General features: G+C 49.9%; 21 protein-coding genes. 10 read left to right on the forward strand and 11 right to left on the reverse strand.

Features of this window, described 5'->3' with window-relative positions; all coding sequences use genetic code 11:
• Window positions 1-8: 8 nt before the first annotated feature.
• Window positions 9-1082, reverse strand: coding sequence for a CofH family radical SAM protein (locus tag B7992_RS07785; RefSeq protein WP_073234466.1), 1074 nt, complete (start codon window positions 1080-1082; stop codon window positions 9-11).
• Window positions 1083-1218: 136 nt separating this feature from the next.
• On the opposite strand from B7992_RS07785, the gene B7992_RS07790 reads away from it, so the two are divergent.
• Window positions 1219-2658, forward strand: a complete 1440-nt coding sequence (locus B7992_RS07790) for an esterase (RefSeq protein WP_088665973.1) — start codon at window positions 1219-1221, stop codon at window positions 2656-2658.
• A gap of 76 nt (window positions 2659-2734) precedes the next feature.
• Here B7992_RS07790 and B7992_RS07795 read toward each other — a convergent pair whose 3' ends face one another.
• Entirely contained in the window at window positions 2735-4312 is a 1578-nt protein-coding gene (locus tag B7992_RS07795) for an FISUMP domain-containing protein (RefSeq protein ID WP_088665974.1), read from the reverse strand.
• Window positions 4313-4538: 226 nt separating this feature from the next.
• Between B7992_RS07795 and B7992_RS07800 the strand changes: the two genes are divergently transcribed.
• The 8 genes from B7992_RS07800 (at window position 4539) to B7992_RS07835 (ending at window position 12844) form a co-directional block, all read left to right on the forward strand.
• Complete coding sequence (locus tag B7992_RS07800) at window positions 4539-5936, forward strand: ATP-binding cassette domain-containing protein (RefSeq protein ID WP_073158794.1); 1398 nt, start codon at window positions 4539-4541, stop codon at window positions 5934-5936.
• A 1-nt stretch (window position 5937) separates the two neighbouring features.
• Window positions 5938-7062: an Mrp/NBP35 family ATP-binding protein gene (locus tag B7992_RS07805; protein ID WP_088658880.1), complete on the forward strand. Its 1125-nt coding sequence runs from the start codon at window positions 5938-5940 to the stop codon at window positions 7060-7062.
• A 10-nt stretch (window positions 7063-7072) separates the two neighbouring features.
• Window positions 7073-7384, forward strand: coding sequence for a DUF971 domain-containing protein (locus B7992_RS07810; RefSeq protein ID WP_073158799.1), 312 nt, complete (start codon window positions 7073-7075; stop codon window positions 7382-7384).
• Between the two features lie 69 nt (window positions 7385-7453).
• The gene (locus B7992_RS07815; protein ID WP_083538097.1) at window positions 7454-8305 is read left to right on the forward strand and encodes an RNA polymerase sigma factor RpoD/SigA; all 852 of its coding nucleotides are present in this window, start codon (window positions 7454-7456) and stop codon (window positions 8303-8305) included.
• Window positions 8306-8322: 17 nt separating this feature from the next.
• The gene (locus tag B7992_RS07820; protein ID WP_088665975.1) at window positions 8323-10050 is read left to right on the forward strand and encodes a lipopolysaccharide assembly protein LapB; all 1728 of its coding nucleotides are present in this window, start codon (window positions 8323-8325) and stop codon (window positions 10048-10050) included.
• Window positions 10051-10096: 46 nt separating this feature from the next.
• Entirely contained in the window at window positions 10097-12007 is a 1911-nt protein-coding gene (locus tag B7992_RS07825; protein WP_073158806.1) for a tetratricopeptide repeat protein, read from the forward strand.
• A gap of 9 nt (window positions 12008-12016) precedes the next feature.
• Entirely contained in the window at window positions 12017-12463 is a 447-nt protein-coding gene (locus tag B7992_RS07830; RefSeq protein ID WP_073158808.1) for a septal ring lytic transglycosylase RlpA family protein, read from the forward strand.
• A 132-nt stretch (window positions 12464-12595) separates the two neighbouring features.
• On the forward strand, window positions 12596-12844 hold the full coding sequence (locus B7992_RS07835) for a hypothetical protein (RefSeq protein WP_073158810.1): 249 nt from the start codon (window positions 12596-12598) through the stop codon (window positions 12842-12844).
• A gap of 70 nt (window positions 12845-12914) precedes the next feature.
• On the opposite strand, the gene prmC is transcribed toward B7992_RS07835, so the two are convergent.
• The 4 genes from prmC to B7992_RS07855 form a co-directional block, all read right to left on the reverse strand.
• Window positions 12915-13832 carry a peptide chain release factor N(5)-glutamine methyltransferase gene (prmC, locus tag B7992_RS07840; RefSeq protein WP_073285370.1) on the reverse strand — a complete coding sequence of 306 codons (918 nt, stop codon included), beginning with the start codon at window positions 13830-13832 and terminating at the stop codon, window positions 12915-12917.
• Between the two features lie 27 nt (window positions 13833-13859).
• Entirely contained in the window at window positions 13860-14927 is a 1068-nt protein-coding gene (gene prfA / locus B7992_RS07845; protein WP_073158814.1) for a peptide chain release factor 1, read from the reverse strand.
• A gap of 136 nt (window positions 14928-15063) precedes the next feature.
• Window positions 15064-16254, reverse strand: coding sequence for a sodium/glutamate symporter (gltS, locus tag B7992_RS07850; RefSeq protein ID WP_199174009.1), 1191 nt, complete (start codon window positions 16252-16254; stop codon window positions 15064-15066).
• A 9-nt stretch (window positions 16255-16263) separates the two neighbouring features.
• Complete coding sequence (locus tag B7992_RS07855; RefSeq protein WP_083541986.1) at window positions 16264-17226, reverse strand: TAXI family TRAP transporter solute-binding subunit; 963 nt, start codon at window positions 17224-17226, stop codon at window positions 16264-16266.
• Window positions 17227-17284: 58 nt separating this feature from the next.
• On the opposite strand from B7992_RS07855, the gene tsaA reads away from it, so the two are divergent.
• A complete protein-coding gene (gene tsaA, locus B7992_RS07860; RefSeq protein ID WP_249269385.1) occupies window positions 17285-18115 on the forward strand; it encodes a tRNA (N6-threonylcarbamoyladenosine(37)-N6)-methyltransferase TrmO in 831 nt (276 codons plus the stop codon).
• Here tsaA and B7992_RS07865 read toward each other — a convergent pair.
• From B7992_RS07865 to B7992_RS16320, 5 genes are all read right to left on the reverse strand, one after another.
• Window positions 18107-18934: a tyrosine-protein phosphatase gene (locus tag B7992_RS07865; RefSeq protein ID WP_158535440.1), complete on the reverse strand. Its 828-nt coding sequence runs from the start codon at window positions 18932-18934 to the stop codon at window positions 18107-18109. The two genes, tsaA and B7992_RS07865, sit on opposite strands and share 9 nt — an antisense overlap.
• A 116-nt stretch (window positions 18935-19050) precedes the next feature.
• Complete coding sequence (locus B7992_RS07870; protein ID WP_088665977.1) at window positions 19051-21597, reverse strand: NHLP bacteriocin export ABC transporter permease/ATPase subunit; 2547 nt, start codon at window positions 21595-21597, stop codon at window positions 19051-19053.
• Window positions 21598-23736: an NHLP family bacteriocin export ABC transporter peptidase/permease/ATPase subunit gene (locus tag B7992_RS07875; RefSeq protein WP_088665978.1), complete on the reverse strand. Its 2139-nt coding sequence runs from the start codon at window positions 23734-23736 to the stop codon at window positions 21598-21600.
• On the reverse strand, window positions 23736-24245 hold the full coding sequence (locus B7992_RS07880) for a hypothetical protein (protein WP_073285356.1): 510 nt from the start codon (window positions 24243-24245) through the stop codon (window positions 23736-23738). The genes B7992_RS07875 and B7992_RS07880 overlap by 1 nt, the downstream gene beginning before the upstream one ends.
• On the reverse strand, window positions 24246-24422 hold the full coding sequence (locus B7992_RS16320) for a bacteriocin (RefSeq protein ID WP_139259175.1): 177 nt from the start codon (window positions 24420-24422) through the stop codon (window positions 24246-24248).
• Window positions 24423-24428: the final 6 nt, after the last annotated feature.

A 24428-nucleotide genomic window follows, 5' to 3' on the forward strand; every position in this document is an offset into this window, starting at 1 on the left:
CGAAGATATCAGTCGAAATTCAGACTGCGGCGGTAAGGAGTGAATCCTGCCTTACGGATAAAGTCTTCTGCGGCTTCGATGCTGGTCAATCCGTGGTTGGTAAGGACGTTTTCTTCGATGACAATGCTGTTGATGTCGTCGGCACCGGCGTGCAGTCCCAATTCACCCAGCGAAAGTCCCATCCCCAGTAAAGAAACTTCGATATGGGGGATGTTATCCAGGTAGAGGCGGCTGAGGGCCAGAAGCTTTAGGTATTCGTCTCCGCGAACATGGCGGATGGGGAACTTGTCTGTCTGGGGTTGGAAAGTCCATACGACGAAACTGTTAAATCCGGCGACGTTTGCGGTGACTGCCTGGTCCTGGGTCTTTCGGACGTACTCCAGGTGCTCGATAATCTCTTCGGGGGTTTCGACACTGCCGAATACGATATTGGCGCTGCCGGGGAGACCCTTCTTGTGGCAGGCTGCCAGAACGTCGCACCATTCCTGTGCTTGCAGTTTCTTGGGGCTGAGCATTTGACGCATGCGGTCGCTGAGAATTTCTGCGCCTGCACCCGGAACAGAACTAAGACCTGCATCCTTAAGAATGTCCAGCAGACTTTCGAGAGGCATGTTGTTGAACTCGGCCATGCGCTTGAGTTCTACGGGCGAAAATCCGCGGACTCGTACTCCCATTTCCTGGGTCAGCATTTTCAGTACGTCGGTGTAATAGGACAGGGGGATTTCCTTGTTGACTCCGCCCTGCAAAAAGATGTGGTCGGCGCCCTTGGCCTTGGCCTCGATGGTCTTCTGACGGATTTCGTCGAGAGTCAATACATAGGCTTCGGGGCTCTTGTAGGGCCTGCAAAAACTGCAGAAACTGCAGGTCACTTCGCATACGTTGGTGTAGTTCACGATGCGGAATGCGGTGTAGCCCACACGGTTGCCGGGAAGGCGTTTTTGACGTACCGTGTTGGCGGCTTCTACCACCTGTGTCCAGGGTGTTTCTGTCAGGAGTTCCAGCCCTTCCGCAGGGGTCAGGCGGAAATCATTATTTGTCGGGTTTTCTGCCCCTAGAATTGCTTTTTGCAGGATCTTATTCATTGTCCCCTAAAATAGAAAAGTCTATGCCGGTTGTGCATGGATATATCGTCCACGGAAATCCACTTTGTTCATAAGCCATTTATCGTAAATAAGGGTAAGTTTACCTTGTGGTTTTTATCAAAAAAGGAAAAATGAGATGAAAAACTGGAATGTTCTGGCTTTGGGTTTGGCCACAGCGCTGTCTGTATCTTCGGCAAATGCCTTTGTTTTGACAGGTTCCGTTCATGATGCCAAGGGAAAGGCGGTGAAGGGGGCTGAACTATCTCTGATCGGCACAGAGTATTCTGCTGTTTCGGACGGGGTGGGCTCCTTTACCATTCGCGATACGCCGATTAATACTACGGCGATTAAGCCTGTTGTGAATCCTGGCTTCGTAAGAGTCGATAACGGAATACTTTCTTATTCTCAGGCTGCATCGGCTCCTGTGCAGGTACAGGTTTTTGATGCCATGGGTTTTAGAGTTGTGAATCAGGAATTGAACGGCTCGGGTTCCGTTGATATGCGTAGCTTTGTAAAGAGCGAAGGAACGTACTATGCCCGAGTGAAGATGGGGAACGCCTTGCAAGGTGTGAAGTTTACGGCCCGAGGTTCCTATGGTTCATCTTATGGAGTGGCTCCTGTAAATACCCTGAAAAAGGAAGGGGAGGGGGGAACTCTACAGGTTACCGCAGACGGTTTTGATACACTTAAAGTAGCTCTCGCGAATCTCGATACCAACTTGGATCTGACCCTGGAAAAGGCCGTGGGTGCAGAGGAAGTTTATGACTTTGGATGGGCCAAGGGGAACGCACCCGTGCCTACTCGTGGTTGTGGCAAAACCTGGAGCCGCGTAAAGTCGGGCAGCTATGAATTCCAGTGGAGCAAGGGCAAGCGTACCATCAGAATCGATATCCCTGACAACTACGATAATACCAAACCTTATCGCCTTGTTTTCGGTATGCACTGCATGGGTGGTTGGGCTGGTGGCGTCCAGCAAGAAGGCTACTATGGCATGAAACCTCTGGACACCGAAAAGACTACCATCTTTGTGGCTCCCGAAGGAAACGGCAATCAGGCTCCCTGGGCACAAGATGACTACACTCTGTTTGATGAACTTCTGGCAGATCTTCAGGGAAATCTCTGCATTGACTCTTCCCGCGTATTCTCTGCAGGATTTAGCTATGGTTCCATGTTTACTAATGGGCTTTCCCGTAATCACCAGCATGTACTTCGTGGTGTAGCAGCTTACGAAACGGCTGAAATCAACATCTATGTTCCGCCTCATTCCGGCAAGTCCATTGCCTGGATGGGTGTGCTTGGCCTGCAGGACGACCTGTGCCGTCCGGACCTTGGTCGTGCAGCCCGTAATACAGCCTTAAAGCACAATGGACCTAACTTTACGGATGCTAGTGGCGAACAGGCCGAAGAATACAAGGGCTCTGGTCCTCATCTCTGCTATGACTACAAGACTGTGGATGAACGCTTCCCGGTAAAGTGGTGTACTCAGAACGGCGGGCACATCTGGGATCATAAGGATCCGGGATCGACAAAATCCTGGGTTCCCGAAACAACTTGGGAATTCTTCACCCAGTTCTAGAAAAGGTCTAAAAAAGCCTAATAAAAAACGCCCTGGCTGTGATGCCAGAGCGTTTTTTGTTTCTATGATAGAATGGTTAGTCCTTGACGCAGCGAACGGAGTAGCCCCATTCATACTTTTCTTCGTATTCGGTATTGAGACTGGTGTTGTCGTAATAGCCGATGTTTCTGCGAATTGCAGAGTCAGAAGATTCAGTAGCGCTCCAGAAGTCTGCGACCCAATCAACGTTGTCGAAGTAATCGGAACGGTCGATGAGGTCGGTTTTCCAGTTTCCTGCCAGCATGGCGGAGAAGCCTAAATCATCAGTGCCGCCGTATGTCTTTGCAAGGAGAGCCTTGCCGATATAGCTGTTCTTCTTGCTGACGACGTAAGCGAGAGAGTCCCATTCGGGATTTGTGGGGAGATGCCAGCCAATGGGGCATGCACCCTGGTGTTTTCCGGAGATTCTTGCGCTGTTTCTGTTGTAGCTTTCAGAAACGTCGGCTGCTGCGGCCCATGAATACAGTCTTCCGTAGATATCGCAGTTGGCTTCCTGGTTCTTATAGCACCAGCTCTTGCTGGCGGTACCGGCGTAGTTCAGGTTTTCAGCCATCCAGGTCTGATTGCCGATGACAACGCACTTGTACCACTGTCCATCGCGGGTGTCCTGGAACTGACAGTAGTCAATGTCGGGGTTCAGATTGGCCCAAGTCTTCTTGGTGATTTCGACAGTGTCACAGCAGTTGCAGTCTTTGCCGTCCTTGCCGTCAACGCCATCGCGGCCGTCCTTGCCATCGATGCCGTCCTTGCCGTCAACGCCATCGCGGCCATCCTTGCCATCGATACCATCCTTGCCGTCAACGCCATCGCGGCCATCCTTACCATCGATACCGTCCTTGCCGTCAACGCCATCGCGGCCGTCCTTACCATCGATACCATCCTTGCCGTCAACGCCATCGCGGCCGTCCTTACCATCGACACCGTCACGGCCATCCTTACCATCGATACCGTCCTTGCCGTCAACGCCATCGCGGCCATCCTTTCCATCGACGCCGTTTAGACCGTGGAGCAGGACTCCGACGGAATCACCACCGCAGAGGATTTTATAGCCGGAGTTGTCTGCAAGAATTGCAACAGTGCAGGATGTTCCATCCTTACCGTCAACGCCGTCCTTACCATCGATACCATCCTTGCCGTCAACGCCATCGCGGCCGTCCTTGCCGTCTTTACCGACAATTGCTGCGACGGAAGTGTCCAATGCGCTGTTTCCTCCAATGACCAGAGTGCCAATGGTGGCATTACCGCAGAACACTACGTTGTTGTTGCCGTTTCCGGAAATGGTACATGTATTTCCGACGGAGGTTGCTTGCTTCTGTTCCGACCACAGTCCTCCTGTGCACTGGAAGTAGGCTTCTTCGTCAATGACGTAGGTGGCGTCTCCCTCGTTGCTTGTGTTGCAGGGGCCCAGTCCATAAATGGACTGAACCATTGCACGCAACGAAGGTGCAGTGGTAGAAACGCTGGCTGATCCAGATACTTCAATAGATCCGGAGATTTCTGCAGAAACAGTTTCGCTAGTTGCTCCAGTTTCTGATGTTACGGCTTCTGTACCTGCTTCAAGACAGCCTCCCAGCAGGAATGCCGAACATGCAACGAATGCTACTGACTTTTTCATAAAAACCTCCGCAAAAGCGAATTAAAATTTCCCAATTAATAAAATACGCTTGCCTTGAAAATAGAGGAGAAAAAAGTGCGAAACGGATGTTTTGTCTTGGAATAAAAAATCAGGTGCTGTCTGATTTAAATCACGCTTAATCTTGTTTTTGTGCGACGGCCGTCACACTTCGTGTTTGCTAGAGCCGTTTCGGCCGATTTATCCATTAAATACTATCTTTGGCCTCATGGAATTCAAACGTTTTGAAGCCTTGATAGAGAAGTTCCCGCAGGTGCAGATTTTTAGTACCGAAGGTGCTGATCTTGACCGGGTCATTACTCATTTTTTGAGTCAGCGAGAAAAGGTTTCCACTATGTCGGAAACTATTCAGCGAAAGATTCAACAGGCTCTTGCCCCGTTCTTTCAGCAGCGCTTTATTAGCCTCCATGATGATGAGGCTCTGTTGGTGCGTAATCTGCTTTTGAACAAGAAGTTCTTCTTGCAGACGGATCGCTATATCGAGGACATGGCCTGGCCAGAAACGGATCCCGAAAAACTTGATGAAGCGTTAAAAATTGCGGACCTTGCAGAAGGTATTCTGGATAGAAAGCTTCTGAGCCTTTCTAACGGGGAACTGCGTCGAGTCTTGCTGGCTCGCATGTGGATGGAAAATCCGGAGTGGATTTACTTCAACGATCTGTTTGGCGGGCTGGATCCTGAGTATCGCGCCCATCTGGCAGGCTGTGTGGCAGAACTTGCCCGTAGTCGCGGCACCGGCTTGAAAATCGCTGTCCGTCTTGCTCGAGAAGACGAACTGCTCCCGGAAATTCCCGCCTTTGTTTATGCCGACAAGACTTTTGTGCAGTACGAGGGTGAATTGCCCAAGGAAGCGGCGAAGCCCAAGTATACCAAGGCAGAACTGAAAGATTATGAAATCGTGGAATTGAGGTCCGAAGCTTCAGACTCCAAGTCCGAGGATGCTGAAATTCTCTTCGACTTGAAAAATATCAATGTCCGCTTTGGTGAAACCGATGTCCTGAAGAATTTGAACTGGACTGTTCGCAAGGGTGAACACTGGGCCGTGATGGGCGAGAATGGTGCCGGCAAGAGTACGTTGCTGGGCATGCTTACTGCGGACCATCCCCAGATTTACAATAATGACATTACACTGTTGGGGGAACGCCCGGGCCATGGTCTCAACATTTGGGACCACAAGGCCAAACTGGGATTTTTCTCTCCTGAACTGGCCTTGCAGTACCGTGAAGATTTGACGCTCCTGGAGGTGCTCTGCACCGGCTTTACCCCTAACCTTTGTCGCGCCGCCAATCCCACTTGGGAAGAAAAGGCGAAAGCTCGTGAATGGTTGACTTATCTGGGATTTGAAGACGTGAACCAGAATATCCGTTCCCTGTCGCCCATCGACAAGCGTCTGGTGCTCATGGCTCGTGCCGCAATTCGCCCTCCCGAGGTTCTTCTGTTAGATGAACCTTCCCAGGGGTTGAAGGGTGAATATCGCGAAAAGCTGTTCCATCTGTTGCAGCTCCTGTCCACAGAAACCACTCTTATTTTGGTTAGCCATTACGAAGAAGAATGGCCTCCTTGCATGACTCACTTGTTGCGCATGCCGAAATTCTCGCTAGGTTAATATGACTCTAAACGAAAAGACCATTTTGAAGGCGCTTAGCGCCGTGCAGGATCCGGACCTTCACAAGAATATTGTGGAACTGGATTTCGTGCAGAATCTTAAGATTGAAGGCGATAAGGTTAGCTTTGATCTTCGCTTGACAACTCCCACTTGTCCTATCCGTGATCAGTTCAAGGATCAGTGCATTGTCATCGTGAAGTCTCTTGGCGCAAGCGAAGTGAATGTGACCTTTACCGCGAAGGAAGGTGGCGCTGCCGGTAATTCCGCTGCCCAGGCTCCTAAGGATTCCCATATTGGCGAAGTGGCCCATGTGGTGGCCGTGGCTAGTGGCAAGGGCGGTGTGGGTAAGTCTACGGTGACTGCTAACCTGGCCATGGCCTTGAGCCTTTCCGGTGCCCGTGTGGGTATTCTTGATGCTGACATTTACGGCCCTAGCATGGGTCTTATGTTCGGTATCGACAAGGCTCCCGAAGTTTTTGACGACAACACCATCGCCCCTGTTGAAGCAAAGGGCGGCGTAAGCATTGTGTCTATGTGTATGTTCGCTGATTCCGATAAGGCTACCATTTGGCGTGGACCTATGGTAAGTCAGATGATTCAGCATTTTATTCACCATGTGCGCTGGGGTAAGTTGGATTACCTGCTGGTGGACTTTCCTCCGGGAACAGGCGATATCCAGCTGACCTTGACCCAGAACTGCCCCATGTCTGGTGCGGTCGTGGTGACTACTCCCCAGGAAGTGGCCCTGGCTGACTGCCGCAAGGGTATCGCCATGTTCGATAATGTTGGCGTTCCTGTGGTCGGCGTTGTAGAAAATATGAGTTACTTTATTTGCGACCAGTGCAATAAGCCTCACTACATCTTCCGCCAGGGTGGTGGTGAATCCATCGCTAAGAAGTGGGGTGTCCCCCTGATCGGGAAGGTGCCTCTGGAACCGGCCGTTGCCGATTGTGGCGATGGGGGAACTCCTGCCGTGTTGAGTAACCCTAATTCGGAATCGGCAAAGGTCTTTATGCAGGTGGCCGATGCCATGGTCCGTACGATTTCTGTATTTGACCATGAAGATGAGGGAACTCTTAAGTCCTATAACTACGAATTTGACCAGCTGCCGGTAGAGATGGTCTAAGGAGTGCTAAATGTTGCAACCGAAAAAATTCTTTAGAACTGCAGATGGAAAACTGGGCGTGGAATGGAATGATGGTACCCGTGGGGCTTGCTCTGCCCGTGATTTGCGTTGTGCCTGCCCCTGCGCCCTGTGTGTGGATGAACATACGGGTGTAAAGACGCTGGATGACGCTTCTGTCCCTGCTGATATCGCTCTTTTGAAGGTACAGTCCGTAGGACGCTATGCGGCTAGCCTTACTTTTAGCGATGGACATAATTCGGGAATTTATCCGTACGACAAATTGCGTAATTTGACCTTGGGTAAATTGACAGAATCCGTATAAAAAAACATATTTGTTCAACTTCAAGGGCTTTTGCCCGCGATGAATAAAAATGGATTGATAGGTGATCTTATGAGTGATGCAAACGAAGCACTATATTTCCGGGACTTGAATCGTTTCCCGACTCTTACCCCGCAGGAGGAGTCGGCTCTGCTTTCGATTATCAAGACCGGGGCTACAGAGGAAATTCGCAAGTCCGCTCTGCAGCGCCTGATTCGCGGCAACCTTCGCTTTGTGGTCAGTGTGGCCCGTAAGTACCAGGGCCGTGGTCTTTCTCTGCTCGATCTTATTAACGAAGGCAATCTGGGCCTTTTCAAGGCGGCTAAGCGTTTTGATATGGACAAGGATGTCAAGTTCATCAGCTACGCCGTGTGGTGGATTCGCCAGTCAATCCAGAAGGCTTTGTTTGAACAGGTGGGCGCGGTCCGAATTCCGCCTAACAAGCTCGCTCTTGTAAACCGCTTCAAGCGTGCCCTTATGCAGAACGATGGCGACTACGATCGCACCATCGCCATGGAAGAATTTTCCCCCTTCGAAAAAGACATTGTCGAAGTCATGGAAAAGATTGTGGACATCTCTCTGGATGCTCCCATTGGTGACAGTTCCACTGTTTCCAGTTCTAGCGAATCTGTAAGCACCCTGATGGATGTTCTGGGTACCGATGGTAACCAGGATGAGGACATGGAAAAGGATGAACGCCGCAAGCTCATCCAGGAAACCTTGTCTAGCCTGCCTCAGCGTGAAGAAGAAATTCTTCGCATGTTCTACGGTCTCGATACCGTAGAAGATACGACCTTGAAGGATATTGGCGAAGACCTGAAACTCTCTCGTGAACGTGTCCGCCAGATCAAGAACAAGACGCTCCGTCGCCTTCAGAAGAGCAAGGAGCATAAGGAAAAGCTGGCTGACTTCCTGGAACTCTAACCGAGGCTTGGAATCAGATGTCCAATTCCAATAATGCTGCCCGCAAGGCTGCCTATCTCTTTTTGACATTGTGTTGTGGAGCCCTTCTTGCTTTTGTGGGCTTTCGCGTGTACGAGATCTACGGCCCGTCTAAGGTTTCTGTTCCGGCCGTCCCCTACGGATTGCCTGTCGGTTCGACGGTTCTGTTGGGCGATGCTCCCGATTTTAACTCCTCGGTAACAAAGCTGCCTGTTCAGGTTCAGACTGAACTGCGTCGTGCCGCTGAACTTTCTCGCGCCGGAGCCCTTTCTTCGGCTTACGACATCTACGATGGCGTTGTTGTTCTCTACCCTGATTTGCTGAATGCTATCTGGGGTGGGGTGAACATCCTCTTTGATATGGCGACCAATGGGGTTGCCCTGACTGAAAATCAGAAGGACCGTCTTGCCCTGTTGACTGGTAAGTTGCAGGGGCGTTATCCAGGAACGGGTCTGGCTGCCTACCTGGAAAGCCGAGTGGTGTATATGGCCGGTAACGAATCGGCTTCCCTTGAACTGGCTCGTGCCGCTACAGAAAAGGCTCCCTCCCTGACACAGGCTCGACTCTGGTTTGGTGAATTGCTCCTTAAGAATTCCCGCAGCATCCAGGCGGCCGGCGAACTGAAAACCGCCATTAGCCTTTCTAACGGAGATTCCCCCCGAGCCTATGAACTGTTGGCTGAAGTTTACCACGACAGTGGCTTGCTGGATAGCTGCTCCGCCGTTGTGGAATATGCCCTTTCCCAGTTCCCGGTTGATGCTAAACTTCTTCTGCTTCAGGGATACCTGAAGGAATACCAGGGACACTTTGATGCTGCCGAAAAAATCTATCAGCGCATTCTTGCCTTCCAGCCGGATTACGCCGAGGCTCGTGCCGCCGCAGCGACTCTAGGTGAAAAATCTCCTCCGGGTTCTGGAACTGGTGTTGCTCTGTCTCCCCAGGATCGAGCCCAGATTGCCTGCGATATTCTGCTGCCCTTGGTAGAAAAGTATCCCGAAAACCTGCCTTTGCGGGAGGCTCTTGGCCGTGCCTATCTGAAGGGTCGTCAGTTTGACCTGGCTCGTATGCAGTTCCAGGAAATCAAGAAAGCCGATCCCGAATATCCTGAAATCCAGCTTCGTATCCAGGAAGCAAGTATCACGCGTCCTGCTCCCATTTCGAAGACCGACGGTCTGGCCGCCAACTTGAACCGTGCTATCGACAGCCTCCGCGGAACATCTGGCCCTGCGACGACCCATGACTTCTCTTCAATGTTGGGCCATTATCTTGTTCGCTATGGCGCGACTCCCCGTGAATTTTTCAAGAAGTATTCGATTTCCAATTTCCGCCCGGTTGCAAATAACGTTTGGCAGGAATCTTTCTACATCGCCCCCTATATGCATACCTATACGGTTGTGTTTGATTCCCTGAATCATTTCCGACAGGTTCATGTGGTTGTTGTGGATTCTTCTTCAAACTCTAACCACCTGGGGGTTGCTCCCGAGGTGTTTACGCGTCTGTTGAAGCAGAATTCCCGAATTTCAGGTATTGGAAACAGTACTGGCGAAACGGATTGTGGCGATGGCCTTGTCTTGGATGCCGCTGTATGGGAAACGCAGGATAATTTTGAAATGCTGGCCCGTGTAGTTGGTAAACCTGCCGAGGTTCGTATGGTGCGTTTTGACAAGTCTGCCCTGCCGCCAGGTCTTAAACTTTGTGATTATGCCTCCTATTTGAACCGCTACTAGAATTTGCGATCGAGTACCATTGCCTTTTTTGTATTTTTGACCTGATATGTTCAAGTTTAAGATTATAGCTTTTGCCCTGCTCGCCTTCTTTCTTGAAGGGTGTACCTGCTGTGCTTACTTGAACCACATGTTCAATGCGGAACGTCTTTATGATGAAGCCGGAGAGATGCGCACTGCCCGCCAGGATAGTGTTGCCGATGCCGAGGAATCTAGGCCCAGTCCCGAAGAACGTCAGAAGTATGACAAGGTGATCGAAAAGGGATCCCGCGTGCTGGAACGTTTCCCCAACAACAAGAAGCGTACCGCAGAGGCTGTCTTCCTGATTGGCGAATCTTTTAGACATAAGCAGGAATGGGACAAGGCCATTACCAAGTACGACGAGTACGAACGCTATTTCTCTGATTACGATTCAATGCCGGCGGTAGAATACCAGCGTGCCTACTGTCTCTACAAGAATCATGAATATAATATTAGCCGTTTTGCCCTGGAACCGGTTGTCGCTTCCAAGGACCATCCCTATTACTTCCAGGGGCTGAACCTTCTTTCGCTTCTTGATGAACAGGCTGAATTCCCCGATCAGGCTATCGCCTCTCTAGAAGCAGTTCTTGCCGATACCATGGGTACTCCCTTTATGCGCGGCAAGGCCCATTTTAGATTAGCAGGTCTTTATTTCAAGAAAGAAAATTGGGAAAAGGCTCGTGAACATTATGTGGCCGAAGAGATTAAACTGCTGAACTCCCGTGAACGTCAGACCGCCGGAGAACAGGGTGCTGAATGTCTGGTGAATGTTGGACAGTTCCTTCCTGCCGCTGACGAGTATAAGGCACTCTACAAGGAACCTGAATTTGAAACCAAGCAGCCGGATTATCTGGTCCGTATTGGCGAAATCACCATGATGGCTCAGCGTTATCCCGATGCGTTCATTGTTTTCCAGAAGGTGAATTCCGAATATCCGAGATCCGTGCATGCGGCAAGAAGCTACTATAACCTGGGCGATTACGAACAGCACAAAACCTTGAATTATGAGCAGGCCGTTGTCTATTACGATAGCAGTTTTACTTCTAGGACCATTAGCGATTGGGGTCAGAAGAGCCGCGAACGTAGGGATGCTTTAAAACGTTTGCTGGCCATGCGCAAGCAGAATGACGATGACCGGGCCGACTCCATTCCCAATGTGGATAATTTCTTCGGAACGGAATTCCAGATTGCGGAATTGTTCCTTTTCAAACTGTCTGAGACGGATAGCGCTGTTGCAAGGTTGGACGTCATTATTAACGAATCCAAGGATAGCGCGAGGGTCCTGAAAGCGACTTACGCCAAGGCTTTCATCTACGATGAATTTTTGCATGACCCGGATGCCGCCGAAGAAATCTACAAGGAAATCGTAGAAAAATATCCGGATACGGAATATGGAAAGCAGGCCCAGGCAAACCTCGGTATGCGTGTTACCCTCAAGACTCAGGAAGATCTGGCCAGGGATCGATATATGGTGGCAGAAAGCTTGTGGACTGTCGCATCGGAAATGCCCCTGGATCAGATGGAACTGGTGGATTCTGCTTATGCCCATGCCTTTGATTCCTTTGACAGTCTTTATCAGGAGTATCCCGAAACCCAGTCCGGTGTTCAGGCCCTGTACATGAAGGCCGTCTATTTCCGAATGAACCCGGAACGCGTTGACAGCGTCTTTGCCATTTACAAGGTCCTTCGCGATAAGCATGGTGACACGCCCTGGGGTAAGGAAGCCGCTAGGAAGTTGAATTCCCGCCTGACGATTTCTGATGATGACTTGAAGCGTCTCCGCAAGCGTGTTCAGACTAGCGAGGCCCACATCAACAAGCTCTCGGCTCAGTATTACGAACAGCTCAACCAGAAGCCCGAAGAGAAGAAGGCCGAGGTCAAGAGCAAGGAAGACGAAATCCTCGAGAATACATACAATAGTATGTATGACTTTGAATAGGAACGGCGGATGCGTTTAGGCGGATTGAGTTTGCTTTTGGCGCTTGTTTGTTCGTCTGCCTTTATTGTTGGCTGTGCCGGTTCCGATAGTATTGCCGCCCGAAGAGGGTATGTCCGTTTTCCCGGTAAACATTATGCCTCCAAGGAAAAGGCCGAAATTGGTACGACGATCTCGGGAGAGGCCAGTTACTATGGGCCGGGTTTTCATGGTAAGAAGACGGCCAGCGGCGAAATTTTTAACCAGAACGATCTAACCTGCGCGCACAAAAAATTTCCTTTTGGCACCGTGCTGAAGGTGACTCGTATCGATAACGGCGAAAGTGTTGTTGTCCGTGTGAATGATCGTGGCCCCTATGTGGGTGATAGAATTTTGGATCTGAGCGTGGCTGCGGGCAAGAAAATCGGCCTGGACAAGGTAGGACACGCAAAGGTGAACGCCGAGGTTATAGGGAATTAATCGCCGGGATTGAAACGTCTCATTTTTTTAGAAAGGTGCGAGGTGTCATAATATGACATCTCTGTTTTTTATATTTACTGCTCGTAAAGGCACTTTGAATTAGACGTCTGTGAGTGCCTTAAAGGAATGAATATGAAAAACGAAAAAAAGGTAAGTAAGAAAGTTAGTCGTAAACGCATTGTCGAGATTCCCGAAAACAGCATGTGGGAATCCGAAGAGTATCGCGATCGTTATTCGGGATTTGTTGCTTTTAAACGTCGCATCGATGAACAGCTCCAGCTGATGGATGCCGATGTATGTATCGATGACGACGATCTTCTGCCCTTTTACCGCATGGGTGAAAGTGAGAACTTTGTTCTGAGTGCGTTAGGCTGTTTTTAATATTTAGGCCTATGAAAAATGCCGCAACAATGTTGCGGCATCAATTGTCTTTTTTTGCTGAAGGCGTTATTTATTTTGCCTTGTAGCTGACAAAGCGGATGTTGTCGTTATAATCCTTGTGGATTCCTGCAAATTCCAGCCACGGGTAGTTCTGGGCTTCGTCCTTGAGAACTTCTGCCTGCTCGCTTCCGATTTCCAGCAGGATGGGGGCGCCAGAATTAAGGCGGCCTTGGGTCTGCTGCAGAAGCTTGCGAACCAGGTCGAGTCCGTCGGGTCCGCCGTAGAGGGCCAGTTCCGGGTCGAACTTGTCTACTTCGGGCTGAAGCTTGCCCTTTTCCGAATCGGGAATGTAGGGCAGGTTTGCGATGAGACAATCTATCTTGGCATTGGCATCTTGGCCGGCTGCCGTCAGAGCTTCTGCGGTGGCGGCGTTCAGCAGGTCTCCCTTGGCGAAAGTCAGCTGAGGGGCGGCTAGTTCATTGGCTTCGGCGTTTTCGCGGGCCAGGGAAAGTGCATCTTCAGAAATGTCGCAGGCAAGAACCTTGGCGTTTTCGATTTCCTTGGCGCAGGAAATCGAGATGCAGCCGGAGCCGGTTCCGATTTCTACGATGAAGGGGTTTTCAACGCCTTTCAATCGTTCGCGGGCCATGTCTACCAGGCTTTCAGTTTCGGGGCGGGGAATCAGGGCACGACGGTCGCACTTGATAATGAAACCGCGGAAACTGGTGTCGCCGATGATGTGCTGCAGAGGTTCGCGGTTGGCGCGGCGGGCTACCATCTCGCGGAGAACATCCAGTTCGGAAGGGGTCAGCGGCTTTTCGAAGTTCAGGTAGATGTCCATGCGGCTCTTCATCTTCAGCCCATGGCTGATGATGTACTGGGCGTCCAGCAAGGCGTCGGGAACGCCCTTCTTTTCGAAGAAGACCTTGGTGCGGTTCAGAATTTCGAGCACCGTCATGGGGCCCTGGTTTGCGGGTGCGTTTGCCATCTTGTGCCTGCCCTGGAATTCGCCGAATTAGGCGTTGAACTTACCCAACTTTTCCTGGGCGTTTGCCATCTGGAGGCCGTTGATCACTTCCTGCAGGTCGCCTGCCACTACCTGATCCAGATTGTACAGGGTGAGGCCGATACGGTGGTCGGTCACGCGGTTCTGGGGATAGTTGTAGGTACGGATCTTTGCAGAGCGGTCGCCGGTACCCACGAGGGCCTTACGGCTGGCGGCTTCTTCACGTTCCTTCTTGGCGATGACTTCGTCAAGAATGCGGGAACGGAGCATTTCCATAGCGTGCAAGCGGTTCTGGAGCTGGGAACGTTCGGTCTGGCAGCTCACCACCACGCCGGTGGGAATATGGGTCAAGCGGACGGCGGAGTCGGTCTTGTTGATGTACTGACCGCCAGCGCCACTGGAACGGTAGGTGTCCATGTGGATGTCTGCTTCGCGGATTTCCACGTCCACTTCTTCAGCTTCGGGGAGGATTGCCACGGTAGCTGCGGAAGTATGCACACGGCCCTGAGTTTCGGTTTCGGGGACGCGCTGCACGCGGTGTACGCCACTTTCAAACTTCAAGGTTCCGTAAACGCTATCGCCTTCGATATAGGCACGGATTTCCTTATAACCGCCAACAGTACCTTCGCTGAGGTCCTGGATGGTCAGCTTCCAGCCCATCTTTTCGCAATAGGCGCGGTACATGCGGAAAAGGTCGCCTGCGAACAGGGCGGATTCGTCACCGCCGGTACCGCCGCGAATTTCAATCGTTGCGTTACGGAAGTCCCAAGGATCCTTGGGAACCATCAAAATCTGCAATTCATCAATGAGGCCGGGCATGGTCTTTTCGATGGTAGAGAGCTCGGATTTGGCCATGGCCACCATTTCGGGGTCAGAATCGCCAAGAGCAGTCTTCCATTCTGCCTGGTCATTCAGCATCTGCAGGTATTCGCGAGCCTTGATTACGGCCTTTTCAATACCCTTGTATTGCTTGTGAATCTTGTTGTAACGAGCCTGGTCGCCCAAAACATCGGGATTGCCCAATTCGGATTCCAGTTCTTCGTACTTTTCAATGAGTTTACGTGCTTTATCTTTCATCGCGAGCAAAGATAGAAAATGGTATGAGGTGTGAGGTAATGAGGTCGGGGCCCAAGGCCCCTTTGAGGTTGGAAAATCGTAAGCTCTTATACCTCAGAGCGAAGCGACCTCATTCCTCAAAGGCCGAAGGCCGACCCTAGAACTGGTTGATGAAGAAGGTGATGCAGAGGCTGTTGATGAAGTCGGCGAACATGCTGCCGATAATGGGCACAAGCAGGTAGGGCTTCACGGCGGGGGCGTAACGGTGTGTCAGTGCCTGCATATTGGCCATGGCGTTGGGGGTGGCTCCCATGCCGAAACCGCACACACCTGCCGAAAGCACTGCGGCATCGTAATCGCGACCCATGACGTTGAACACCACGTAATAGGCGAACAGGAACATGAGCAGTGTCTGGGCGCAGAGCAAAATCACCAGGGGCAATGCCAGGGAGGCCAACTGCCAAAGCTTCAGGGTAATCATGGCGATTCCCAGGAACAGGGAAAGGCAAATGCCGCCAACGTCGCGGATTTCACCCATATGGACTTCGTACTTGCTGCTGTACTCGCAGATGTTTCTCATGATGGCGGCGATGATCATGGCGCCAATGTAAGAGGGGAACGTCATGCCAGTCTTTGAAAGGAGCGTGGAAACCAATGTTCCGAGGCCCATGGCGATTGCCAACTGGAATGCGGCGGTAGAATAGCGCTGTGCGGAACGGCGATACTTGCTCTGTTCCTCTTTCAGTTCCGCCTGGTTTTGAGATTTGACTGTTTTGAGCAAGTCGTGCTTGATAATCAACTTTCTACCAATGGGGCCGCCCATCAGGGAACCTGCCACAAGGCCAAATGTGGCTGCTGCGGTACAGAGGGTTGTTGCCCCTTCCATGCCGAAGTCCTCGAGAACGGGGCCGAATGCGCCCGCTGTTCCGTGGCCGCCAACCATGGAAATGGATCCGGCAGAAAGTCCTACCAACGGGCTGACGTTCAAGAGGTTGGCCAAGGCGACTGCCAGGGAATTCTGGAATACGATCAAGACGCAGACGCAAACCAGAAGCAATACCAAGTTGATGCCTCCACTTTTTAAGATTTTAAGGTTTGCGTTAAATCCTACCGAGGTAAAGAACACCATCATACAGATGGATTTAAGAGTCTCGTCAAAGGAAAATTCCAAGACGTTTAATTTGTATAGAATGCAGGAAATGAAGGCGAATACGATACCGCCCACAACGGGTGAGGGAATGCAGAATTTCTCTAGCAACTTGATTTGCTTTTTCAGGTTGGCGCCGAATACAAGAACTACTACGGCAAGGGCCAATGTCTGATACATGTCTAAAGAAAGTTTGTACATCGGGTCTCCTTAGTCGCCAGTAGAAGGAATGGGGCCGCGGCCGGGCAGAGGTGCGGCAATTTCCACGTTCATGTTCTTGGTCTTGTAAACGGCCGCTGCACCGGGGTGAAATCCCACAGGAATGCCTACAGTCTGCTGAGCGCCTACGGTGAAAATTTCTTCGGTGATTTTTGCGACGGTTGCGCTGTCCAAAAGCTGACTTGCCACGAGAACGGCCTTGGCTCCGAGAGTCTGCACCGCAGAATCCTGGCCCGCGTAAGTGTTGGCGGGAATCTCGCTTACGGTGAGTTCTGGGTGCAGGTTCATGATGCGGGTCATGTCTGCTGAATCCAGAGAAATAATGCGGATGTTCTTGTTTGCAGAAAGCTCGCTGATAGAGGGCGTGGGAATGCCAGCGGTGCAGAAGAAGGCGTCAATGCGACCTTCGCGAAGTGCTGCTGCGGCGTCCTTGAAATTGAGATTTTCCTTCTGGATTTTTTCAAAGGTAATGCCGTAGGCTTCCAGGATGATTTCTGCATTGCGCAACACACCGGATTCCTCTTCGCCAACGGAGACGTGGCGGTTTTGCAAATCGGCTACGGTCCTGATTTCGGAATCGGCCGAAACCACAATCTGGATGGATTCGGTGTAAAGACCCGCCACCGCAGAAATTGCAGAAACCTTGCGGCTTCTCATCAGGTGATCCTTGAGGATGTCTGCCTGGACAATTCCCAGGTCAATAAAACCTTCTTCCATGAGGCGGATGTTGGCGTGGGAACCAGCAGTGTTCTTGGGCTGGATTTTGAAAGTCTTGCCGGCGCCGTTGATTTTTTCGGCGAAGGTGGTGGCGAAGGTGTCGTAGAGACCGCCTTTGTTGCCTGAACCAAAACGAACATTTGCGTTTGCGGAATCGCAGGCGTTAAAGAGAAATGCTGAGGCTGTTGCTAAAACGGCAGTGGCCAAAACCTTGGATAAGAAAGTCGATGGTTTCATTGGATAACTCCAGTGGAATAGGGACTAAGGTAATAATAGAAATTCTAACTTTGTATTCATGGAAGTGACTCCCATTGGTACATTTTTTGGCGATGCTGTATACAAGTACGAGGCTCCCCGACAGGGCCGACTTTTCGCTGGGCATCCGGGCCGCATTGAACTGAGTAAAGGTCAGAATTTTGAAACGGCCTTGCGGGACCTGGATGGCTTTGAACGTATCTGGGTCATCTTCCAATTTCACGAAAATGAAGGTTGGCGCCCCACGACAAGGCCTCCTGTACCGCCCAAGGGCAAGGACCGCGTAGGAACCTTTGCAAGCCGAAGCCCCTATCGCCCCAATTCCATTGGCCTTAGCTGTGTTCGCTTGCTGAAAGTGGAGGGATTGACCCTTTACGTGGATGAAGCGGATTTGCTAAACGAAACTCCCGTGCTGGACATTAAACCCTACATCCCCATGGCCGATGCGTTCCCTAACGCGAAAGCGGGCTGGGTTGACGAACAGGATGGGGAAAAATGGCAGGTGAGTGCGTCTGACTTTTTTGTTAAACAGAACGAGTGGATTGCTGAACGCAGTACCTTTGACCTGTACAGCTTTTCTCAGGTGCAGTTGGGCCGAGGCGGTTTTAGCGATGGTGTTTTTGACGGCACTCGTCGACGTTTGACTTTGGATGAAAATGCAAAAACAGGGGTGCTTGCCTACCGCACATTCCGAATAGCATTTTCCTATGATGAATCTGCGCAGCGTGTCACCCTAGAAAAAATCTCCAGCGGTTATTCCGCTGAAGATCTTGAAACAGGTTCGCCTGATAAGTATGGCGATAAGCAACTGCACCGAGACTTTCTTGTTGCCTTTGCAGAAGCTTCCTGCGTTCAACGAACTCTATTCTAGATAGAAAGAACGAAGGAGTTCTCTCTTTTCTGCGGTTAGGCCGATTTTCTGCTCCATATAGTCTTCCATGGAACCGAAGTTTGCGTTGATATAATCCAGGGCGCGTTTCATATAAGAGGGGTTCACGCCGAGCATTGCCTGGATAACACCTTGATGCTCCTTGGAAAGTCCCTTATCCTGGGCGACTTTGAGAGCGACGTCAACCATGGTTTGATAGGATTCGTTGGACTTTGCGAAATCTTCCATGATAGATGTGCTGTCTACGCCAAGGGCCGAAAGAATGAAAACTGAAGCCAGTCCTGCGCGGTCCTTGCCTTGGGAACAGTGCCACAAAATGGTGCCGCCCTGGGTGGCGAGAATTGAATCGAACATTCTTGAGTATTCCTGCTGGGCGTGCTCCTTGGCGACTAGACCTACGTACAGGTTTTCCATGACGCTGTCAAAGACACCCGTTTGTACGAAGTCGGCGAGATGTGCTGCCGCTTCTTCGTTGAATGTGTTGGGGTTCATAGCCTTCCCGATTTTAACGCCTGCCTCGGTTTGCTTGACGCTTGATGTTTTTTGGGGAAGCGCTCCCAGTACGTTAAACCATATATTCTGCGCGCCAGAAATTTCAACGTCCAGATTATTTTCGCGTTCCTGTTCCGTGCGGAGATCGCAAATCAGTTTGAGGTTCAAACCTTGCAAAAACTTGACGTCATTTTCGCTGGCTTTAGCCAGGTTGGCCGACCGGAAAAGAACGTTTGACTTTACCTGCTTTCCGTTGGAAGTCTTGATTCCTCCCAGCTCTCTTACGTTAGCCACGTTTTCTAGTTTCATAACTCTTTCCGTGTGTTTTAAGACCGCTGTTTCCTTGTGTTCTACTTCGCTGTTGCAGGCGAGAATGTTCGCCGCGATCATTGTCGTAAGAACCATTTTTGCAATATTTTTCAATATCATAAATTCTGTCTAGATGATAAATCGTAAAAGAAACCTTTCTTGCCCATAAGCTCTTCGTAGGATCCGGATTCAACAATTTCACCCTTGTTTACAACGATGATTCTGTCGCAGTGAATGACCGTGCTTAGGCGATGGGCTACGACAATCTTGGTGCATTTCATTTTTGAAAGGGTCTCGCCGACGATGGCCTGAGTTTGGTTGTCCAGGGCTGATGTCGCTTCGTCAAAGAATAGAACTTTGGGTTTGCCGACAATGGCTCTGGCAATTTGAATTCTTTGCTGTTGTCCACCCGAGATCGTAGAACAGCTTCCCGAAAGAACAGTATGAATGCCCATGGGCATTTCCTGGATGTCTTTTTCTAGGCCGACTTTTTTAATTACTTCTTGAACTCGATCTAGAGTTGTCTTTGGATGGGCTACAGTAATGTTTTCAAAAATAGATCCTGAAATCAGCTTGTCATCTTGCAAGACCACACCAAAATATTTTCGAAGTTCCTTCTTGTCAATTTTGTCGATGTCGTTCTTGCTGTAATAAATTTTTCCAAGGGTAGGCTTCTCGAATCCAAGCAGTAATTTTAATAGGGTAGATTTTCCGCTACCGGAACTGCCAACGATGCCGATGTATTCCCCTTCCCTTATGTTGAGGTTGATATTTTTTAGTGTCGGGGTTTCGGCACCCGGGTAAGAAAAACTGACGTTGTTTACTTCAATGTCGCCTGCGATTTTGCCTGGCAGTAGGGTATCGTCAGAAGTTTCGGGAAGTTCATCCAGAATGACTTTACATTCGTCAAACATGGGGATTGCCGTTACGGCAGAGAATGCCTCTACAAGGCAGAGGATGATGGCGTTGGAGAACAATCCGAATGCAGAAACGAATGCCAGGAACTGACCGGTGGACAACGTTTCTGTGTGGCTGGCCAGATAGAAAAAGCAGATGCTTTCAAAGATTTGGAGCGCGTTAATAAATATGTTGAACTTGTTTTGCGTCCATTCCTGTTTCTGTTCCATTTTCTTCTGTTCTGCATAGAACTTCAGATATTCAAGAATGAAGCGGTTGCCGGCGTTTGCGATCCTGATGTTTGAAATGCCGTTGATAGCCTGGATCATCCAGCTGGAACCTTGATTTCCGCTTCTGATGATCATGCGCTCGACATCAATCTGCCGATGGCAAATGATAACCGCCACGACAGCGATAAGGACTGTCAATCCGACTCCTATGAGGGCCAGCGAGGAAGATATAGAAACCATCTGGCAGAAAAAGAAAACCGAGAAAATTCCGCCAAGGAGCGTTCTAAATAAACCGTTAGAAAGAAGACTGAAAATTCTAACTGGTTGCAGTGCCTTGATGGTCAATTCTCCGCTAGGGAATTTTTGAATGAAACTTTCGCTTAAAGAAAACAGTCGATCGAAAACGGCACTCTGTATGCTGATTTTCATCGTGTTGATGCTACGAAGCATGGCAAAATTTTTGACCAGGGCGAAGGCGGCGCTGCCTACGGCAAAAACAAGTACGACGAAACAAATTTGAACGAGTTCGTTCTTGTTCTGCAGGGGGATGACCTTATCGAAGATGATCTGGTTTAATGCCGGCAGGAACATGCCGATGCATGTGCATATGAGCGAGAGTAATGCGAATGTGAAAATGTCTCTTTTCTGGATGTCTTTCAATCCAAACAATATCAAGTCCCTTAAACCAATTTTCTTGTTGGGGAACGGTCTATAGAAAACAAATGCACTAGGTAAGATTTGCTGAGCGTTTGATTCCGTTACGGCAGAAATTTCACCTGTTGCCGGGTTGCATACTTTGTAGACTCCATGGCCGTAACACAGAAATGCCAAGGGCTCGCCGTCAGAGGAATATCCCAGGAAAGAACCGCAATCTTTTTTGAACCAGTCCGCTTCCAGAATGACCGGACGGAGGGTTACATGGCTTATTCGAGTTATGTCGTTCAGCTCAAAACGCTTGCCGCAGCTTTCACGAATACGGTCGATAGAAGCGATTGAAAAACCTTGGTGAATTCCCAAACTGTGAATCGCGTCGTAAAGGTTGTTGCCCGTGCGGCTCGACAGGAGTTTCTGATTTTCGCGCTTTTCGAAAAAGTCATAGATAATCTGGAAACTTTTTGCAGTGGTCTTGCGCTGTTCTTCGCTGGTGGCGTAAACGGCACCTTCTTCCTTGATGAGGTTCAGCCTGTATTTTTCTACAACCATTTCGTTGTAGGAATCTTCGTCAAAGTATCTGATTCCGATTTTTTTTGCGAATGTGGCGTTGGCATTGGATATGTCTTCGGCGGATGCGGAGTTACCTTCGAGCTTTACGTGTTCAAGGGTAGAAATGCCAAAACTCCAGTGGCCAAGTAATTCGGAATCGATGCAGAAAGACGGGAACTGTTCGCCCGCAGAAAGTTCACAGAGGAGGATTCGTCGCCCTGCGGCATTTTCTTCAATTGGGACGATGTAGATAAGGGCAGACCCTTCTACCACGGTAAAAATGGTAGGCTCGCTAGTCAAATACAATTTGCCGCTCTGTAAAGAGATTTCCATTTACATGCTCCTTACTAGGGCTTGATAGGTTCCTTCTGCATTTACTAGTGATTCGTGGTTGCCCCTTTGAATGATTTTCCCGTGCTCCATGACCAGGATTTCATCGGCATCACGAATAGTGGAAAGTCTGTGGGCGACAATTAGACATGTACAGCCGCGTCGTTTGATATTGTCGAGAATCTTCTTTTCGGTAATGGGGTCGAGAGCGCTGGTGGCCTCATCCAGAATAAGGATGGTGGGATTCTTTACCAGGGCTCGTGCAATTTCAAGACGCTGACGTTCTCCACCCGAAATATTTGCTCCGCCTTCAGCCAGTTTGAAATCGTATGCGCCTGGCTTCGAGATAATCATGTCGTGGATGCAGGCGTCCTTGGCGGCTTGCAGAATGTCGCTTTCCTGCGTTGTAGAATTCCACATGGTCAAATTGTCGCGAATGGTTCCGTTGAAAAGGGAAATCTGCTGGCTTACAGTAGAGATACTTGCCGAAAGAACGTCTTGCGGAATCTTGCTGACAGGAATGTCGTCGCAAAGCATTTCGCCATTCCAGGGCGCGAATAGGCCGCTGACGATTTTTGAGACGGTTGACTTTCCGCTGCCCGATGAACCCACCAATGCAATGGACTGCCCACTGCTCAGTTTAAAACAGAAATCCTCCACAAGGGCTGGCTCCAAGTTATTGTAACCGTAGGAAATGTTTCGCAACTCCAGACGTCCTGAAAGTTTTGTTTCCATATGGATCTTTTCGGTTTCCTTGAAGGTCTCGTCTTCGGGGTAGCTTTCTATGTCGTCAACTCGATTCAAGTCGGCCTTAAGGGTCTGGACTTGATTGTAGAAAGTCAGCAGGTCGTTCATGGGCGACATGAATGAGGCTAGAAGCGTTGATGAGGCGAGGAGTGCGCCTGCAGTCATGGATCCGTCAATAACAAATAGAGCGCCAATCATCAACACGAGAATGCTTGAAACGATTCCTGAAATTTCGGGAATTGTAGAAAGGGATTCCTGCTTCTTTTGCAGTTGATTTCCGACATTGGCCATTTTGGCGTAATGGCCTTGCAGTATACCCATGTAGCGCGCCTCGGCGCCAGAAGCCTTCAATGTACTGGTCAGAGAAATTCCTGCAGACAGGGAACCTGCCAATTTTCCAAAGTCCTGCTGGTAACGTTGAGCCAGGTTAGAAACGGATTTTGCCTGCAGTTTCATCATCAGGGAATTGAACAGGACGTTGACTAGCCCGATCAGGGCCAGCACCACGCTAAGCTTTGCGAGGATGATAAAATAGAACAGGGCTACGAAAACATTCAGGATGGTTTCTGCAAACTGGTTGTACAGGAAACTATTTACGGATTCGTTATTGTCTATTCGGTTGGCGATGTCTGCCGAGTACCTCTGACTGAAGAATCCCATGGGCAGTCTGAACAGATGATTTATAAAACTGTAGGTGGACAGGAGGCTCTTTTTGTTCCGCAAACGAATAAGAATTTTTTCCCTGTAATAGTTCAGTATCGAGCTGAATATCAAAGTGCAGAACATGGCGCCCAGCAAAAAGTGAAGCCATTGATTATTCTGGACCGCAAGAACCTGGTCCACAAAGAATGCAGAAAATGCTGGAATCAGTGCGCCAGGCAAAATCAGCAGAAGGCCCACTGCAATGAGGGAAAGCAATGATTTTTTTTCGCCTGCCAGACGTTTCTTCAGGAGGTCTATGAAACTTTTTTTGAGGGAGACCTTCTGAAAATTTTCGGTGGGGGTAAAGGTAAGTACGATTCCCGTGTAGCTTTCGTCTAACTCCTGCAAGGTGAGCTTGCGCTTGCCCATGGCGGGATCGTTTATGTATGCGAACTTTCCGCGGGTGCCCTCATAAACTACAAAGTGGTTGAAGTTCCAGTGAATAATGCAGGGGCCTTCTGTCTGAAGAAGACCTTCAAAACTACGCTTGTATCCCTTGGCCTCGAAATTGAATTTGCGGGCCGCCTTTAGAATGTTGCTCGCCTTACTGCCGTCTCGGGAAACTCCCGTCTCGATGCGCATCTGCTCTAGAGGAATGTGCAATCCGTAAAAGGCGGTAATCATGCAAAGCGAGGCCGCGCCGCATTCGGTGGCCTCCATTTGTAGCACTGTGGGCGTTTTGGCGACTGCCATTATTTTGCCCCGGAAATAAGAAATTCTATGGGGGCCACTTCCTTAGTGATGATTTCGGCTCTTGCGGAAGTACCCTTGAGCTTGTTGGCCTCTGTGGTCTGGATTTCCACTTGTGCGAAGACGGATGTGCTGGAGTTGCCTTCAACTTTTTTTCGGAGATTTTCTACAAGCTCTTCATCTGATGCGGTGTAGGGCTTGACTTGACGTACTGTTCCGTTCAGCAGTTGTAACTGGGTGGAAATGATCGCCTTTTGACCGGCCTTGATGTCGTAGCTTTCGTTTACGGGAATAAAGCAGACCAGGGTAGATTCGTCGGAATCAAGAAAGACTCCCTCGGCAGTAATGCTTTGGGGGAGCGTTCCTAAAAATGACCAGAGGGCCACGCAGAATACAATAACAAAACCGCCCACGATCGCTATCCAGGATGATGGCGAAATTGCCACGATCATCTTGTCTAGCTGTTCGGGGGAGGATATTTTTTCTAGAGCTGTTTTTCTAAAAAGAGACATTTAGAATCTGTCAATTCCAGGAAGGCTTTTCTTTAGCTGGTCAATGGCTGCCTTGGCTGCCTTTACGGCGTCATCAACGAATGTTCCTGCGCCGATGGTGTTTGCTGCGTTGCCTCCGGAAACCTGATCCAGTTCGTCTTCGGAGATTTCCTGATTGATTTTTTCGTTGGTGCTCATAATATT

The sequence above is a fragment of the Fibrobacter sp. UWH1 genome (assembly GCF_002210365.1).
Classification (GTDB): domain Bacteria; phylum Fibrobacterota; class Fibrobacteria; order Fibrobacterales; family Fibrobacteraceae; genus Fibrobacter.